The organism is Amycolatopsis sp. NPDC005232, from assembly GCF_040607795.1.
In the GTDB taxonomy this organism is placed as follows: Bacteria; Actinomycetota; Actinomycetes; order Mycobacteriales; family Pseudonocardiaceae; genus Amycolatopsis.
This window is the reverse complement of record NZ_JBEXHL010000001.1, coordinates 229,666-243,287: the sequence shown is the minus strand read 5'-3', so window position 1 is coordinate 243,287 and position 13,622 is coordinate 229,666. Positions and strand designations below refer to the sequence as shown.

At 71.4% G+C, this 13,622-nt stretch carries 20 protein-coding genes and 1 pseudogene; 14 read left to right on the top strand and 7 right to left on the bottom strand.

Going from position 1 to position 13,622, the window contains the following annotated elements:
• Positions 1-171 precede the first annotated feature (171 nt).
• Positions 172-747, top strand: coding sequence for a TetR family transcriptional regulator (locus ABZU76_RS01175; protein WP_285969279.1), 576 nt, complete (start codon positions 172-174; stop codon positions 745-747).
• Here the strand turns inward: ABZU76_RS01175 and ABZU76_RS01170 are convergent.
• Both ABZU76_RS01170 and soxR read right to left on the bottom strand, forming a co-directional pair.
• Positions 744-1,289 (bottom strand): RNA 2'-phosphotransferase, encoded by a 546-nt coding sequence (locus ABZU76_RS01170; RefSeq protein ID WP_354863852.1) that lies wholly within the window; start codon positions 1,287-1,289, stop codon positions 744-746. The genes ABZU76_RS01175 and ABZU76_RS01170 overlap by 4 nt on opposite strands.
• Positions 1,290-1,350: 61 nt before the next feature.
• Positions 1,351-1,812, bottom strand: coding sequence for a redox-sensitive transcriptional activator SoxR (soxR, locus tag ABZU76_RS01165; RefSeq protein ID WP_354863850.1), 462 nt, complete (start codon positions 1,810-1,812; stop codon positions 1,351-1,353).
• A 53-nt stretch (positions 1,813-1,865) separates the two neighbouring features.
• Here soxR and ABZU76_RS01160 point away from each other — a divergent pair, with 53 nt between their 5' ends.
• Positions 1,866-2,552 carry a thiamine pyrophosphate-dependent enzyme gene (locus ABZU76_RS01160; RefSeq protein ID WP_354863848.1) on the top strand — a complete coding sequence of 229 codons (687 nt, stop codon included), beginning with the start codon at positions 1,866-1,868 and terminating at the stop codon, positions 2,550-2,552.
• A 5-nt stretch (positions 2,553-2,557) separates the two neighbouring features.
• Complete coding sequence (locus tag ABZU76_RS01155) at positions 2,558-3,457, top strand: transketolase (protein ID WP_354863846.1); 900 nt, start codon at positions 2,558-2,560, stop codon at positions 3,455-3,457.
• A 51-nt stretch (positions 3,458-3,508) separates the two neighbouring features.
• On the opposite strand, the gene ABZU76_RS01150 is transcribed toward ABZU76_RS01155, so the two are convergent.
• Positions 3,509-4,681, bottom strand: coding sequence for an acyl-CoA dehydrogenase family protein (locus ABZU76_RS01150; RefSeq protein WP_354863844.1), 1,173 nt, complete (start codon positions 4,679-4,681; stop codon positions 3,509-3,511).
• Positions 4,682-4,725: 44 nt separating this feature from the next.
• Positions 4,726-4,920, bottom strand: a complete 195-nt coding sequence (locus tag ABZU76_RS01145) for a hypothetical protein (RefSeq protein ID WP_354863842.1) — start codon at positions 4,918-4,920, stop codon at positions 4,726-4,728.
• Positions 4,921-5,060: 140 nt separating this feature from the next.
• On the opposite strand from ABZU76_RS01145, the gene ABZU76_RS01140 reads away from it, so the two are divergent.
• The 4 genes from ABZU76_RS01140 to ABZU76_RS01125 all read left to right on the top strand — a co-directional run bounded on the left by ABZU76_RS01140 (position 5,061) and on the right by ABZU76_RS01125 (position 7,839).
• Positions 5,061-5,945 carry a hypothetical protein gene (locus tag ABZU76_RS01140; RefSeq protein WP_354863840.1) on the top strand — a complete coding sequence of 295 codons (885 nt, stop codon included), beginning with the start codon at positions 5,061-5,063 and terminating at the stop codon, positions 5,943-5,945.
• Positions 5,946-5,987: 42 nt separating this feature from the next.
• On the top strand, positions 5,988-6,608 hold the full coding sequence (hisH, locus tag ABZU76_RS01135) for an imidazole glycerol phosphate synthase subunit HisH (RefSeq protein ID WP_354864726.1): 621 nt from the start codon (positions 5,988-5,990) through the stop codon (positions 6,606-6,608).
• A 71-nt stretch (positions 6,609-6,679) separates the two neighbouring features.
• Complete coding sequence (gene priA / locus ABZU76_RS01130; protein ID WP_220238013.1) at positions 6,680-7,411, top strand: bifunctional 1-(5-phosphoribosyl)-5-((5-phosphoribosylamino)methylideneamino)imidazole-4-carboxamide isomerase/phosphoribosylanthranilate isomerase PriA; 732 nt, start codon at positions 6,680-6,682, stop codon at positions 7,409-7,411.
• Between the two features lie 86 nt (positions 7,412-7,497).
• Complete coding sequence (locus ABZU76_RS01125; protein ID WP_354863838.1) at positions 7,498-7,839, top strand: DUF1330 domain-containing protein; 342 nt, start codon at positions 7,498-7,500, stop codon at positions 7,837-7,839.
• A 43-nt stretch (positions 7,840-7,882) separates the two neighbouring features.
• Here the strand turns inward: ABZU76_RS01125 and ABZU76_RS01120 are convergent, their stop codons facing one another.
• From ABZU76_RS01120 to ABZU76_RS01110, 3 genes are read right to left on the bottom strand one after another with little or no spacing between them, the layout of a single operon-like run.
• Entirely contained in the window at positions 7,883-8,269 is a 387-nt protein-coding gene (locus tag ABZU76_RS01120) for a PPOX class F420-dependent oxidoreductase (protein WP_354863836.1), read from the bottom strand.
• Positions 8,270-8,288: 19 nt separating this feature from the next.
• The gene (locus ABZU76_RS01115) at positions 8,289-9,218 is read right to left on the bottom strand and encodes a hypothetical protein (protein ID WP_354863834.1); all 930 of its coding nucleotides are present in this window, start codon (positions 9,216-9,218) and stop codon (positions 8,289-8,291) included.
• Entirely contained in the window at positions 9,215-9,724 is a 510-nt protein-coding gene (locus ABZU76_RS01110) for a SigE family RNA polymerase sigma factor (RefSeq protein ID WP_220238017.1), read from the bottom strand. The genes ABZU76_RS01115 and ABZU76_RS01110 overlap by 4 nt, the downstream gene beginning before the upstream one ends.
• A 78-nt stretch (positions 9,725-9,802) precedes the next feature.
• On the opposite strand from ABZU76_RS01110, the gene ABZU76_RS01105 reads away from it, so the two are divergent.
• The 7 genes and pseudogenes from ABZU76_RS01105 to ABZU76_RS01075 all read left to right on the top strand — a co-directional run bounded on the left by ABZU76_RS01105 (position 9,803) and on the right by ABZU76_RS01075 (position 13,613).
• Complete coding sequence (locus ABZU76_RS01105; RefSeq protein ID WP_354863832.1) at positions 9,803-10,243, top strand: transcriptional regulator; 441 nt, start codon at positions 9,803-9,805, stop codon at positions 10,241-10,243.
• A pseudogene (locus tag ABZU76_RS01100) lies at positions 10,201-10,350 on the top strand (FAD-dependent oxidoreductase); the annotation flags it as partial. The gene ABZU76_RS01105 and the pseudogene ABZU76_RS01100, both read left to right, overlap by 43 nt.
• Before the next feature lie 31 nt (positions 10,351-10,381).
• Positions 10,382-11,323, top strand: a complete 942-nt coding sequence (locus ABZU76_RS01095; RefSeq protein WP_354863830.1) for an FAD-dependent monooxygenase — start codon at positions 10,382-10,384, stop codon at positions 11,321-11,323.
• 58 nt (positions 11,324-11,381) lie between these two features.
• Positions 11,382-12,155, top strand: coding sequence for an imidazole glycerol phosphate synthase subunit HisF (gene hisF / locus ABZU76_RS01090; RefSeq protein WP_354863828.1), 774 nt, complete (start codon positions 11,382-11,384; stop codon positions 12,153-12,155).
• A complete protein-coding gene (gene hisI / locus ABZU76_RS01085; protein ID WP_220238021.1) occupies positions 12,152-12,517 on the top strand; it encodes a phosphoribosyl-AMP cyclohydrolase in 366 nt (121 codons plus the stop codon). Before hisF ends, hisI begins: the two co-directional genes overlap by 4 nt.
• Positions 12,514-12,876, top strand: coding sequence for a DUF1304 domain-containing protein (locus ABZU76_RS01080; RefSeq protein WP_220238022.1), 363 nt, complete (start codon positions 12,514-12,516; stop codon positions 12,874-12,876). Before hisI ends, ABZU76_RS01080 begins: the two co-directional genes overlap by 4 nt.
• Positions 12,765-13,613, top strand: coding sequence for a DUF3592 domain-containing protein (locus ABZU76_RS01075; protein ID WP_354864724.1), 849 nt, complete (start codon positions 12,765-12,767; stop codon positions 13,611-13,613). The genes ABZU76_RS01080 and ABZU76_RS01075 overlap by 112 nt, the downstream gene beginning before the upstream one ends.
• The last annotated feature ends 9 nt before the right edge of the window (positions 13,614-13,622 follow it).

Here is a 13,622-nt window from a genome sequence, read left to right as displayed (position 1 = left end):
CACACGAACCAGTGATCCCGAAGCTAGCCGATCGGCAAGGAGGCTGCCAAGCCGATCGGCAAGTATGTGACTAGCCGCACGGCTAGGAGGTTGCTTGTCGATCGGCAAGTATCTCGGTTTGCCGATCGACAAGCAGTCACGTACGCTTCCTGGGCTTGACGAGGAGGAACGATGACTACCGCCGCCCCGGCAGAGGACACTCGGACGCGGCTGCTCGGCACCGCGCTGCGGCTGTTCGCCGAACACGGCGTGGAGGGCACGTCGCTGCAGATGATCGCCGACGCGCTCGGGGTGACCAAGGCGGCCGTGTACTACCACTTCAAGACCAAGGCGGAGATCACCGAAGCCGTCGCGGCGCCCGCCATCCGCGAGCTCGACCACATCGTGTCGGAGGCCGCGAAGCAGCGCCGCCGCGGTACGCAGGTCGACTACCTGCTCGAGGGCTTCGTGGATCTGGTGGTGCGCCACCGCGTGCTCGTCGCGCTGTTCTCCAGTGACCCTGGCATCAACCGCGCGATCGAGAACTCGACGCGCGGGATGGAGGGCTTCAAGAACGCCCTCATCGACATCCTGGCCGGGCCCGAGCCCGACATCTCCTCACGGGTGGCTGCACTGGTCACGCTCACCGGCCTCGCCATGACGGGCGGCTCGCCGGACATCGCTCAGCTCGACGACGAAAGCCTGCGCCGCGAGCTCGTCGACGTCGGCCGCCGGCTGCTCGGCCGGCCCCGCCGGCACCACGACTAGTTCTCGGTCAGGTACTCCGGCGCGACGGCCGCGGTCAGCCACACGCCGTTCGCGCTGCGCTGGAACTCGTGTCCGGCAGCGGCCATTTCGCCCGCGGCAACGCGAAGGACCACCGGACGACCGTGCCGGGCCCCGACCGCGAGCGCGGTTTCGACGGCGGCCGACAGGTGCACGGCGTGGCGGCGCATCGGCCGCAGTCCTTCGGTGTAGATCGCGGGCAGGAAGCGCGTCGCGGTGCCGTGGTAGAGCACCTCGGGCGGAGCGATGCGCTCCAGACCCAGCTCGACGCTGACGCTGTGCCCCTGGTTCGCGCGGATCCTCGTTCCGCTCCCGTCGAGGGCGAAGCGCTGTTTGTTGCTGCGCTCCACCACTTCCGCCAGCTCGGCCCGGCTCACCCGCACGCCGTGGGCGCGCAGCGCCGCCAGCAGCTCGTCGACCCCGACCCAGCCGGCGGCGTCGAGCGTGAGGCCGATCGACTCGGGTTCGTGGCGCAGGTGGCGGGACAGCCGCTTCGAGACGCGGATCATGTGTTTCTCATCCATAACGGCTCAAGTGACCCACATCCGCGCCCGTACCACAACGGAAATTCGGCCGCGGGGAAGCTCAGATGCCGCCCTCGGAAACCGGCCGCAGCTTGCTCGCGCCGGGGCCGAAGCGGGCCAGCTCGTCGTCGGCGTTGTACAGGCTGCAGCTGCGCAGCGAGAGGCAACCGCAGCCGACGCAGCCGGTGAGGCGGTCGCGCAGGCGCTGCAGGGCGTCGATGCGCGCGTCGAGCTCGTACTGCCACTCGCGTGAGAGCCGCGCCCAGTCGGCTTTCGTGGGCGCGTGGTCGTCGGGCAGCGTGGCCAGCGCGCCGCTGATGTCCTCCAGCGAAAGGCCCACGCGCTGCGCGGCCCGGATGAAGGCGATGCGCCGCAGCACCGAACGCGGGTAGCGGCGCTGGTTGCCGGCCGAGCGCTCGGACGTGATGAGTCCCTTGTCCTCGTAGAACCGCAGGGCCGTGTGCGGGACGCCGCTGCGTTCGGCGACCTGCCCGATGCTCAAGTGCTCCGCCAACCTCGTCATTGGTCCAGGTTAGCGCTTGACCTAGACATTGGTCGAGGTTGCACGGTGGGAACATGACCACCACAGCAACGGCATACGCGGATCTGCCCCGGCTGATTTCGCTGATGACCGGCGACGACAAGCACCAGGCCGCGGCGGAGTCCACAGTAGACGTTCTCTGGGTGCTCTACGACCGCGTGCTCGACATCTCGCCCGAAAACTTCCACGACCCCGGCCGTGACCGGTTCCTGCTCTCCAAGGGGCACGGACCGATGGCCTACTACGCCGTGCTCACCGTCAAGGGTTTCCTCGACGAGGCCGAGCTCGCCGACTGGTCCTCGGCCCGCTCACGGCTCGGCCACCACCCGGACCGCAAACGCGCGCCCGGCGTCGAGATCTCCAGCGGTTCGCTGGGCCACGGCCTGCCGATCGCCCTCGGCACCGCGCTGGGCCTGCGGGCGCGCGGCTACGCCGGCCGCGTGGTGACACTCGTCGGCGACGCCGAGCTCGACGAAGGCACCAACTCCGAGGCGATCGTCGTCGCCGCGCGCCTGGGCCTGGACAACCTGACCACCGTGGTCGTGGACAACCAGTCGTCCACACACGGCTGGCCCGGCGGCATCGCGCGCCGGTTCGAGGTCGAGGGCTGGGCCACGCGCACCGTCTCCGGCCGCGACCACGAGGCGCTCTACGACGCGTTCACCACCGAACACCCGGGGCGCCCGCTCGCCGTGGTCGCCGTCGTCGAACCGAAGGGCTGACGAACATGCCGACCACGCTGAACATGCGCGAAACCTTCCTCGCCACCACCGAGGAGATCGTGGACGCCGACCCGGACGTCGCCGTCGTCCTCGCCGACATCTCCGCCGCCCAGCTCGCCGGTGCGGCGCGGCGGCACCCGGACCGGGTGGTGAACGTCGGCATCCGCGAGCAGCTGCTCGTGAGCACGGGCGCCGGGTTCGCGCTGGCCGGCCTGCGCCCGATCATCCACACGTTCTCGTCGTTCCTCGTGGAGCGCGCGTTCGAGCAGATCAAGCTCGACCTGGTCCACCAGGACGCCGGCGCCGTGCTCGTGTCCTACGGCTCGTCCTACGACATGCCGGCCGAAGGACGCACGCACCAGTCGCCGGGCGACGTCGCGCTGATCGACTCCCTGCCGTGCTGGTACGTCCACGTGCCCGGTCACCCCGACGAGGCCCGCCGCCTGCTGCTCGACTCCGTGCCCGGCGACAGCCGCGTGTACCTGCGGCTCTCGGCCGACCAGAACGCCGAACCGCACCTCGGCGTCGGGTTCCAGCGGGTGCGCAGCGGCAGCAACGGCGTCGTGCTCGCCGTGGGCCCGATGCTCGACCGGGTGCTCGCCGCGAGCGAAGGCCTCGACGTGACGGTGCTGTACGCGTCGACGATCCGCCCGTTCGACGCCGCGGGGCTGCGTGCCGCTGTGGGGGACGTGGCCGACATCGTGCTCGTGGAGCCGTACCTCAAGGGCACTTCGGCCTACCACGTGAGCGAAGCGCTGCGAGACGTTCCGCACCGCCTGCTGTCGCTCGGCACGCTGCGCGACACGGAGGTCCGCACCTACGGGAAGCGGGCCGACCACGACCTCGCGCACGGCCTCGACGCGGGCTCGATCGCGTTGTCCCTCAAGGACTTCCTGCGACCGTGAGTCTCGGGTCGCCGGGGCTGGGGGTCCCGGCGACCCGTCCACTCCGGACGGTCAGCGGAACGCCGCGATGCCCGTCACCGACTGGCCCAGCGACAGCGCGTGCATCTCCTCGGTGCCCTCGTACGTGAGCACCGTCTCGAGGTTCGCCATGTGCCGCATCACCGGGTACTCCAGCGAAATCCCGTTGGCACCCAGCATGGAGCGGGCGGTGCGGGCGACGTCGAGCGCCGAGCGGACGTTGGCCAGCTTGCCGAAGCTCACGTGGTTGTGGTGCAGCTCGCCGGCGTCCTTCAGCCGGCCGATGTGCAGTGCGACGAGGCCCGAGCGGTTGACCTCGACCAGCAGGTCGGCCAGCTTGCGCTGCGTGAGCTGGAAGCTCGCCAGCGGCTTGCCGAACTGCTCGCGCGTGAGCGTGTAGTCCAGCGCCGTTTCGTAGCAGGCGCGGGCGGCGCCGACGACGCCGAACAGGATGCCGTAGCGCGCTTCGTTGAGGCAGGACAGCGGGCCGCGCAGGCCACGTACCTCCGGGAACGCCGCGGATTCCGGCAGCCGCACGCCGTCGAGCACGAGCTCGGCCGTGAGCGACGCGCGCAGCGAAAGCTTGTGCTTCACCTCGTTGGCGGTGAAGCCAGGCGTCGACGTCGGGACCACGAAGCCGCGGATGCCTTCGTCGGTCTGCGCCCAGACCACCGCCACGTCGGCGACGGTGCCGTTGGTGATCCACATCTTCGTGCCGTTGAGCACCCAGTCGGAGCCGTCGCGCACCGCGCGGGTGCGCATGCTGCCCGGGTCGCTGCCGGCGTCGGGTTCGGTGAGGCCGAAGCAGCCCAGCGCCTCGCCGGCGGCCATCTTCGGCAGCCACTCCTGCCGGTGTTCCTCGCTGCCCCAGCGGTGGATCGCGAACATCGCGAGCGAGCCCTGCACGGAGACGAAGCTGCGCAGGCCGGAGTCGACGGCCTCCAGCTCGCGGCACGCGATGCCGTAGGCCACCGCGCTCGTGCCGGCGCAGCCGTAGCCGTCGAGGTGCATGCCCAGCAGGCCGAGCTGCCCGAAGCCCTTGGCCAGGTCACGCGCGGGGAGCGAGCCCGACTCGTACCACTCGGCCACGTGGTCGAGGAGCTGGTCGCGGGCGTAGTCGCGGACCGCGTCCCGGATAGCCCGATCCTCCTCGGCCAGTCCTGCGTCGAGATCGAGGAAGTCGTGTGGATCCGGGTTCTTGCTCATCGGCTGCTCCTACTGGCTCGCGTCGACGCGGTGCCAGCAGGAAATCACAGATGACCCCGGTTCCAGTGCGTGGGATTCATCACGTTCTCTTTGCGAGCGTCACGAGAACGACATGCGTCGACGTGGGCGCGGGAGGGTTGCGGAGGGATCACCAGCGTCGTGAACTGCGGAAACGGCACGCTGTTGATGTCGTCCCGCCACGCTTCGAACATCTGGCAGAGGAGGTCCGACTCGGACATGTCTTCCTCTTCCCTCGTCCGGGGGCGCCGGCGGCGCCTCAGCCGAACGGGTGAATACCCAGCGGGGCCTCCGGTGAAACGGGGGCGCGTGCAAAAATTTGCGGGCCGCCGCCAAGGTCACGTTCGCGAAGGAGCGAACCATGCGTCTGTCGACGTTGGCGGCGAAAGCCCTTGTACTGTCCGCCGCGGCTGTTCTGAGCTGCGCTTCCCTTGCCACGGCGAGCCCCGCCGCTTCCCTCGGCGGCTGGCGCCAGACCGGGAAGGTCTCCGTCGCCAACTCCGTCAGCGGCGAAGGCATCACCACGCTGCGGCTGCCGGGTCAGGCGCCGCAGACGGTCTACCGCAACGGCACCACGATCCCGCAGCCGCTGAAGGACGAGGGCTGGGGCCACGTCGGCGACCCGGACTCCCTGCGCGGCTATACCTTCGACGTCTACCAGGACACCGTCACCAACCCGCCGGTGTCGAAGATGTACCTGGTCACCTCGCCGTCCGGGCAGACCACGGAGTTCGTGCACCCGCTCGCGGCCGACGAACCCGCTCCCAACGCCAACGCCCAGGTCGCCGTAAGCCCCGACGGCCAGTGGCTCGTCTCGGGCGCGCTCGGCGACGCGACTGAGCTGTTCGTCTCGCCCACGCCGTTCCTCAACCGCCGCGCCCCGCGGGTGGCCGGCGACCTGCCGCTCGCGGCGCGGATCCGCCTCGACCACCCGATCCGGGCGGCCCAGGGCTGCGACTTCGTCTCGGCGACGCGCCTGCTGTGCGCGACGTCGGACTCCAACAACGACCTGTACCCGACGAGCTACCAGCTCCTGCAGGTCGACCTGCCCCACGCGCTCACCGGCCACGACGTCCGGGCGCGCGTGAAGGAGCTCGGCCAGCTGCCGCTGTCGAGCACCTGCGCCGGCGCGTTCACCCCGGAAGGCGTGGACTACGACGCGCCGACCGGCACCCTGCGCGTGGAGGTCGTGCCGCCCGCGCCCTGCAACACCGTGACGGACGTCTACTCCTTCCGCCGCGGCTGACGTGCGCTCCCGCCCCGGGACTAGGCTTGACGTGTGTCTCGTGTGGTGATTCTCGACTACGGTTCCGGCAACCTCCGCTCAGCCGAACGCGCCGTCGCGCGCGCGGGCGCCGAGGTGGAGGTCACCGCCGACCCGCATGCCGCGCTCGAGGCCGACGGGTTGCTCGTGCCCGGGGTGGGAGCCTTCTCCGCCTGCATGGCGGGGCTGCTCGACGTGCACGGGAACCGCATCATCGGCAAGCGCCTGGCCGGCGGCCGTCCCGTCCTCGGCATCTGTGTGGGCATGCAGATCCTCTTCAGTCGCGGCGTCGAGCACGGCGAGGAGACCGAGGGCACGGGGGAGTGGCCCGGCACCGTCGAGCGCCTGCACGCCGACGTGCTGCCGCACATGGGCTGGAACACCGTGCGCGCGCCCGAGGACTCGCAGCTGTTCGCCGGTGTCGACCCGGAGGAGCGCTTCTACTTCGTGCACTCGTACGCGGCGCGCGAGTGGGAGCTGGAGTCCGGCCTTGCCGGGCAGCAGCCCAAGGTGACCTGGGCCAACCACGGCGAGGACTTCGTGGCGGCGGTGGAGAACGGCCCGCTGTGGGCCACGCAGTTCCACCCCGAGAAGTCGGGCGACGCGGGCGCGAAGCTGCTGCGCAACTGGCTGGCCACTCTCTAGTCCGGCCTGGTTCGGTGCGGTAGGTCGGCCCGGTGGTCCGGCACCGTGACCGGCGCCTTTACGCTGTCGCGGTGACTTTCACGCTCTTTCCCGCAGTTGATGTGGCCGATGGCCAGGCCGTCCGACTCGTCCAGGGCGAGGCCGGGACCGAGACGTCCTACGGCAGCCCCCTCGACGCCGCGCTCGCCTGGCAGCGCGACGGCGCCGAGTGGATCCACCTCGTCGACCTCGACGCGGCCTTCGGCAAGGGCTCGAACCGGGAGCTGCTGGCGGAGGTGATCGGCCGCCTCGACGTCCAGGTGGAGCTCTCAGGCGGCATCCGCGACGACGCCTCGCTGGAAGCCGCCCTGTCCACCGGCGCGCGGCGCGTGAACCTGGGCACCGCCGCCCTCGAGGACCCCTCCTGGACCGCCAAGGTCGTCACCACGTACGGCGACCGCGTCGCCATCGGGCTGGACGTCCGCATCACCGAGGCCGGCCACCGCGTCGCGTCCCGCGGCTGGACCTCCGACGGCGGCGACCTGTGGGAAGTCCTGGAACGCCTCGACCGCGACGGCGCCGCCCGCTACGTCGTCACCGACGTCAGCAAGGACGGCACCCTCAAGGGCCCGAACCTCGACCTCCTCCGCGAAGTCGCCGCCCGCACCGACGCCCCCGTGATCGCCTCGGGCGGGGTGTCCAGTGTGGACGACCTCAGGGCACTGGCCGGCCTGGCCTGCGACGGCATCGAAGGCGCCATCGTCGGCAAGGCCCTCTACGCCGGCGCCTTCACCCTGCCGGAGGCACTGGCCGCCGTCCGCTAGGCATTACCCCGCGGGTAATCGACGTGGTTACGTCTTCTCGGCAGGATCGGTTCTCGACAGGGACCGATCCGACCGAGGAGACCGAGATGACCGCCTACGCCATCGCCCACCTTCGCCAGCCTGGTGTGATCCACCCCCAGGTGGGTGAGTACCTGCGCCGCATCCAGTCCACTTTGGACCCGTTCGGGGGTCGGTTCCTGGTGCACGGAGCACAAGCGCAGGTCGTCGAGGGGGTGTGGCCGGGGCCGATCGTCGTGGTCGCCTTCCCGGACCTGGGCCGGGCCCGGGGCTGGTACGACTCGCCCGACTACCGCGAGATCCTGCCGCTGCGCACCGACCACCTGGTGGGTGATGTGGTGCTGGTCGAGGGCGTGGAGCCGGGGCACGACCCGGCGAAGCTGGCCGCGGAGCTGATCGACGCCGGATGAGCGGTGCGCGGTGAGTGGTGGCGGCGAGCCCTTGCCAGGGCACTCAGCCTTCGTCGAGCTTCACGGCGATCCCGATCGTGCGCTGCGGGCCGCCGCGGAGCTTGCTGAAGAACATCGACACCGGCCCGACCAACGGGTAGTGCCGCCGAATCGCCTTTCGCACCCGCTCGGTGCCGGCGTCGTCGAGCAGCCGGGCGGTGCCGGCGACAGTCGGGCCGTGGGTACGGCCGCGGACGTCACTGGCCTGGACCTCCACCCGGCCACTGTTGCGAAGCCGCTTGACCTTCCCCGCCTTCCGCTCGGAATAGACCAGCAGCTCGTCGCCGTCGAGGCCGAACCACACAGCAGTGGGGACAGCCCGCCCATCGCGGCGGAACGTGGTGAGCACGACGTACTTCTCACCGGCGAACCGGTCCGGCTCCGTAGGCATGTGTCCACAGTAGCCGGATTCAGGACCCGATCCAGCCGTAGTCAGGCGACGGATCGACCACCACAGCGCCGGCGACCGCGACCAGCTCAGCGCGCGGCACCTTGCCGGAGACGGTGAGCCAGCGGCCGGAGGCCAGGCGCACCGTGACCAGGTCCGCCGCGGCGGCGCCGGGGACACCGCGGACCGTGACCGGGACCGACCCGCCGAGACCGGGCGACGCCGCCCCCACCGTGACCCGCACCGGCGCAGCCTCCAACGTCGTCGTCGCTTCCCCGGCACTCATCCCGCTCACCGTCGTCGCCGTCTCCCGAAGCCCGGCCGGCAGTGGCCCGAACCGCGCCTCTCCCCGAATCGGGATCGGCCGGCTCTGCGAAACATCGTCCGCGATCCGCTGCGCGACCGCCTTCGCCGACGGCACCGCATCGACCTCGGCCCGCAGCACGTGAGTCTCATCAGGCGACCAAGTCAGCACCGCCGACGTCGTCGACCCGGTCAGCATCGCGACCCGCCCGTGCACCAGCACCTGGTCACGCACCGCGGCGATGCGCAGCGCGGTCGCGGACCATTCGGGATCCTTCGTCGAGAACGCCGTCAGCTCGATCCGGCTCGGCCCGGCGAACCACCGACGCACCTGCGGCGCCCTTTCCGGCCCGGCCGACCGGTACTGCTCCGTGAACCCATCAGGCAACCACCCCGGCGCATACCCCAGCACCGGCTCACTCGCGGCAGGCGGCACCTGCGAGGGCCACGTGGCCACCACCGACACCCCGACCGTCACCGCGACCACTGCAGCAGCCACCGCGGCCAGCGCCAACCTCGGCCGCCTGCGCCTCGACTGGCGGGCGCGGACCAGCGCGTTGCGGACTTCATGACCGTCGGGAGCGCGTTCGGCGAGCCGTTCGAGGCTGTCGCGCAGCAGCGTCTCGGTGTCGCGGGCGGGCTGGCTCATTCTCCGGCTCCGGTGGTCAGGGCGGTGGGCAAGGGGTACGCCGTGGCGCGCAGGGTCGCGAGCGCGCGCGAGATCTGGCTTCGCACGGTGGAGGTGGCGCATCTGAGGAGGTCGCCGATCTCCTCGTCGGAGTAGTTCTCGTAGTAGCGCAACACCAGCGCCGCGCGCTGCTTGCGCGGCAGCGTCGCGAGGCGGGCCAGCATCTCGTCACGCTCGTCGTAGGCCACCGACGGGTCGGCCGTCGGCGGGCTGATCGCGTCGAGCACCTCGTGGCTCGACGGCACCACGCGCCGGACCGCGCGCCGCCGCCAGGACAGGTACTCGTTGGTGACCATCCGGCGCACGTAGGTGGGCGGCGAGTCGATCTTCGCCCAGCGCTCCTGGGCCCGCAGCAGCACGTCCTGCACGATGTCCTGCGCCAGGTGCGGATCGTCGGTGAGGACGGTCGCGTAGCGCAGGAGTCCGTCGAGGCGCTCCGCCACGAACTCGTCGAAGCTGGTGGTCACGCTCTCTCAGACGCGCGAGGGGCCCGTTCTGATGCATTCCGAGCGAATTTCAGTGGTGACTAGCCTATGCTGACACGCATGGACGACGACGTGCTCGAGTGGGTCGAGCGGGTCGCGGGCTTTCTCACGCAGGAGTACGGCCTGCCGCCGATCGCCGGACGCGTGCTCGGCTGGCTGATGGCGTGCGACCCGCCGGAGCAGTCGGCGGCGCGGCTGGCCGAGGCGGTGGGCGCGAGCCGCGCGTCGCTCACGACCAACCTGCGGCTGCTGCTCGACGCCGGGCTGGTCGGCAAACGGCTCGGCCGCGGCGAGCGCACCGCCTACTACCGCGTGGACGACGACGCGTGGCAACGCGTGATCCGTCGCCGCATCGCCACGCTGGGCTCGTTCCGCGACATCACGAACGCCGGCATCGAGCTGCTCGAACGCGACGGCGCCCGGGCGGCGCGCGTCCGCAGTGCCGACGCGGCGTTCGCGTGGCTGGCCGAAGCGTTCGCGGAAGCCGGCGAGCCGAAGTGAAGGCCGTGGTGGTGGGCGGTGGGATCGGCGGGCTGACGGCCGCGATCGCGTTGCGCCGCACCGGACACGAGGTCACGGTGCTGGAGCGCGCCCGAGCTGCGGGAGATCGGGGCCGGGCTTTCCCTGGCGCCCAACGCGATGCGGGCACTCGACGCGCTGGGGATCGGGGAGCGGGTGCGGAAGCACTCGGCGCAGTCGGAGGTCACGGGCACCCTGCGGACGTCGTCGGGCCGGTTCCTGCGCCGGTTCCGGGAGGGGCGGGACGAGCCGCTCGCCGCGTTCCACCGCGCGGAGCTGCACTCGGCTTTGCTTGCGGAGTTTCCGGAAACCTTGGTGCGCACAGGGATTGAAGTAACTGATCCATCCGAAGTGGACGCGGACGTGGTCGTGGCCGCCGACGGTGTCCACAGTGGATTTCGCTGCCGGGCATTCCCTGCCGCACCCGAACCAGGGTTTCGCTATACGGCCTGGCGCGGCGTCACCGAACCGGGCGCGGCGCCGCCGGTGCGCGGCAGCTTCACCATGGGCCGCGGCGCGTACTTCATGATCCACCCGCTGCCCGGCGACCGCGCCTGCTGGGCGCTCGGCGCCTCCGAGTCCACACCCGGCGTGCGCTACCCGAGCGAGCACGCCGAGGTGACCCGCCGCGTGGCTGACTGGCCGGCCGAGGCCCGCGAGCTCGTGGCGGCGACGCGGCCGGGCGCCGTGCTGCACAACGACATCCTCGACCTCGACCCGCTGCCCGCGTTCACGAGCGGACGCGTCGCGCTGCTCGGTGACGCGGCTCACGCCGTGCCGCCGGACCTCGGCCAGGGCGCCTGCCAGGCGATCGAGGACGCCGTGGTCCTCGCCGCATCGCTGCGGGCCCACCCAGCGCCCGAGGCGCTCGCCGCGTACGACGCCGCGCGCCGCCCACGTGCTGCGTACGTCACGAAGCAGGCGCGCAGCAAGGCGGTGGCCGACACGTCGTCGGCGTGGTGGCTGCACGCGCTGCTGGCGGTGACCGTGCCATTGATGCCCGCGTCGGTGATCCGGCGCCAGGCCGCGCCCCTGTGGGACTGGACGCCGCCGGTTCTCTGACCGCCGGTGCGCCGACCGGGCGGGCGGACCGTCGCAGGTGGACGGCTACGCTGGTGGCATGGCTGTGGCGGTGAGGGTGATCCCGTGTCTGGACGTCGACGCGGGTCGCGTGGTGAAGGGCGTCAACTTCGCCGATCTGCGCGACGCCGGCGACCCGGTGGAGCTGGCCCGGCTGTATGACCACGAAGGCGCCGACGAGCTGACTTTCCTCGACGTCACCGCGTCGTCGGGCAACCGTGAGACCACCTTCGACGTGGTCCGCCGCACGGCAGAGCAGGTCTTCATCCCGCTGACCGTCGGCGGCGGCGTGCGCTCCAACGACGACGTCAACCGCCTGCTGCGCACGGGCGCGGACAAGGTGAGCATCAACACGGCCGCGATCGCGCGCCCGGAGCTGCTGCGCGAGGCGTCGCGCCGGTTCGGGGCCCAGTGCATCGTGCTGTCGGTCGACGCGCGGCGCGTGCCCGAGGGCGGCGAGCCGACGGCGTCGGGCTTCGAGGTGACCACCCACGGCGGGCGCCGCGGCACGGGTATCGACGCGGTCGAGTGGGCCGCGCGCGGCGAGGAGCTGGGCGTCGGCGAGATCCTGCTCAACTCGATGGACGCCGACGGCACCAAGTCCGGCTTCGACATCTCCCTGATCGAGATGGTCCGGCGCGCGGTGCGCGTGCCGGTGATCGCCAGCGGCGGCGCGGGCGCCGTCGACCACTTCCTGCCCGCGGTGGAGGCCGGTGCGGACGCGGTGCTCGCGGCGAGCGTGTTCCACTTCGGACAGCTGAAGATCGGTGACGTCAAGGGCGCCCTGCGCGAAGGCGGGGTCGTCGTCCGATGAGCCTCGACGCGGACCTGTCCCAGCGGCTCAAGCGCAACTCCGACGGCCTGATCGCGGCCGTCGTCGTGGAGCACTCGACGTCCGACGTGCTGATGATGGCCTGGATGAACGACGAGGCCCTGGAATCCACCCTCACCACCCGGCGCGCGACCTACTGGTCCCGCAGCCGCCAGGAGCTGTGGGTGAAGGGCGAGACCTCGGGCCACGTCCAGCATGTGCGCGAAGTGCGGATCGACTGCGACGGTGACACAGTGCTCCTGCGCGTGGACCAGACCGGCCCGGCCTGCCACACGGGCACCCACACCTGTTTCGACTCCGCGGAGCGCCTGCTCCTCGCCGACGAGAGTGAGAACACCCCGTGACGGTTGTCGCGAACGTGCTGGTGGGGCTGGTCGCCCTCATCCACGTTTACATCGTGGTGCTCGAGATGTTCCTCTGGACGACCCCGCGCGCTCGCGCTGCGTTCGGCACCACCGAGGCGTTCGCGCAGGAGAGCAAGGCGCTTGCCGCGAACCAGGGGCTCTACAACGGTTTCCTCGCGGCGGCCTTGATCTGGGGCCTCATCGCGACCGACCCGACGGGCTTCCAGTTCAAGCTCTACGGCCTGGCCTGCGTGATTGTCGCCGGCCTGTACGGCGCTGCGACGGCCTCGAAGCGGATCCTGCTGGTGCAGGTGCTGCCGGGCGTCCTCGCGCTGGTGTTCGTGCTGCTGGCGCGCTGACCGCCGACCTGATCCGCGAGACGCGGCGGCTGCGTGCTGTCGCCTGGCGGGCGTGGGCGCTCGCGGCGCTGTGGTGCTTGGCTTTCGCGGCCGGCCTGGTCGCCGTGCTGGGCGTCCTCCACTCGGCGGACACCCTGCTGGCGACCGGCACGCGTGTGCCGGGGACGGTCGTTTCGGTCGCCTCCCCGCCGAAGGGCACGCGCTGGATCGACGTGTCCTTCCGCGCAGACGGCCGGCCGGTGACCGAACGCGTCGACCGCAGCTCGACCGACGCCTACACCCCGGGCGAGCGCGTCACGGTGGTCTTCGACCCGGCCGACCGCGCGCGGGCCCGCACGACCACCGAGGACGGCCTGAGCGAGAACGGCCTGGGCTTCGCCTGGGTCGGCCTCGGCATGGTCCTGCTGGGCTGCGTCGTGGCCGCGGTGGGCGCCGTCGGCTGGTCCCGCCGCTCCTTCGCCGTGCGCCGCACGGGCTGGCAGGAGGGCACGGCCACCGTCGTCCTCGCGCCCAGCACCGGCCGTGGCGTGAACCCGCCGTACTTGCACGTGCGCCTGCTTTCCGGCGAGGCCGTGCGCCTGCGCGTCGTGCCGTCCACCCACGGCGCCCGCTTCCTGCGCACCTACACCGACCGCCCCGCCTGGCTGGGCGGCACCGGGTCCGCGTCGGTGGTCCTGTTCCGCCATGGCCGCGGCGAAGCGCCCTACGCCGTGCCGGCCGTGGCCCTGCGCGGCTGAGTGGAAACG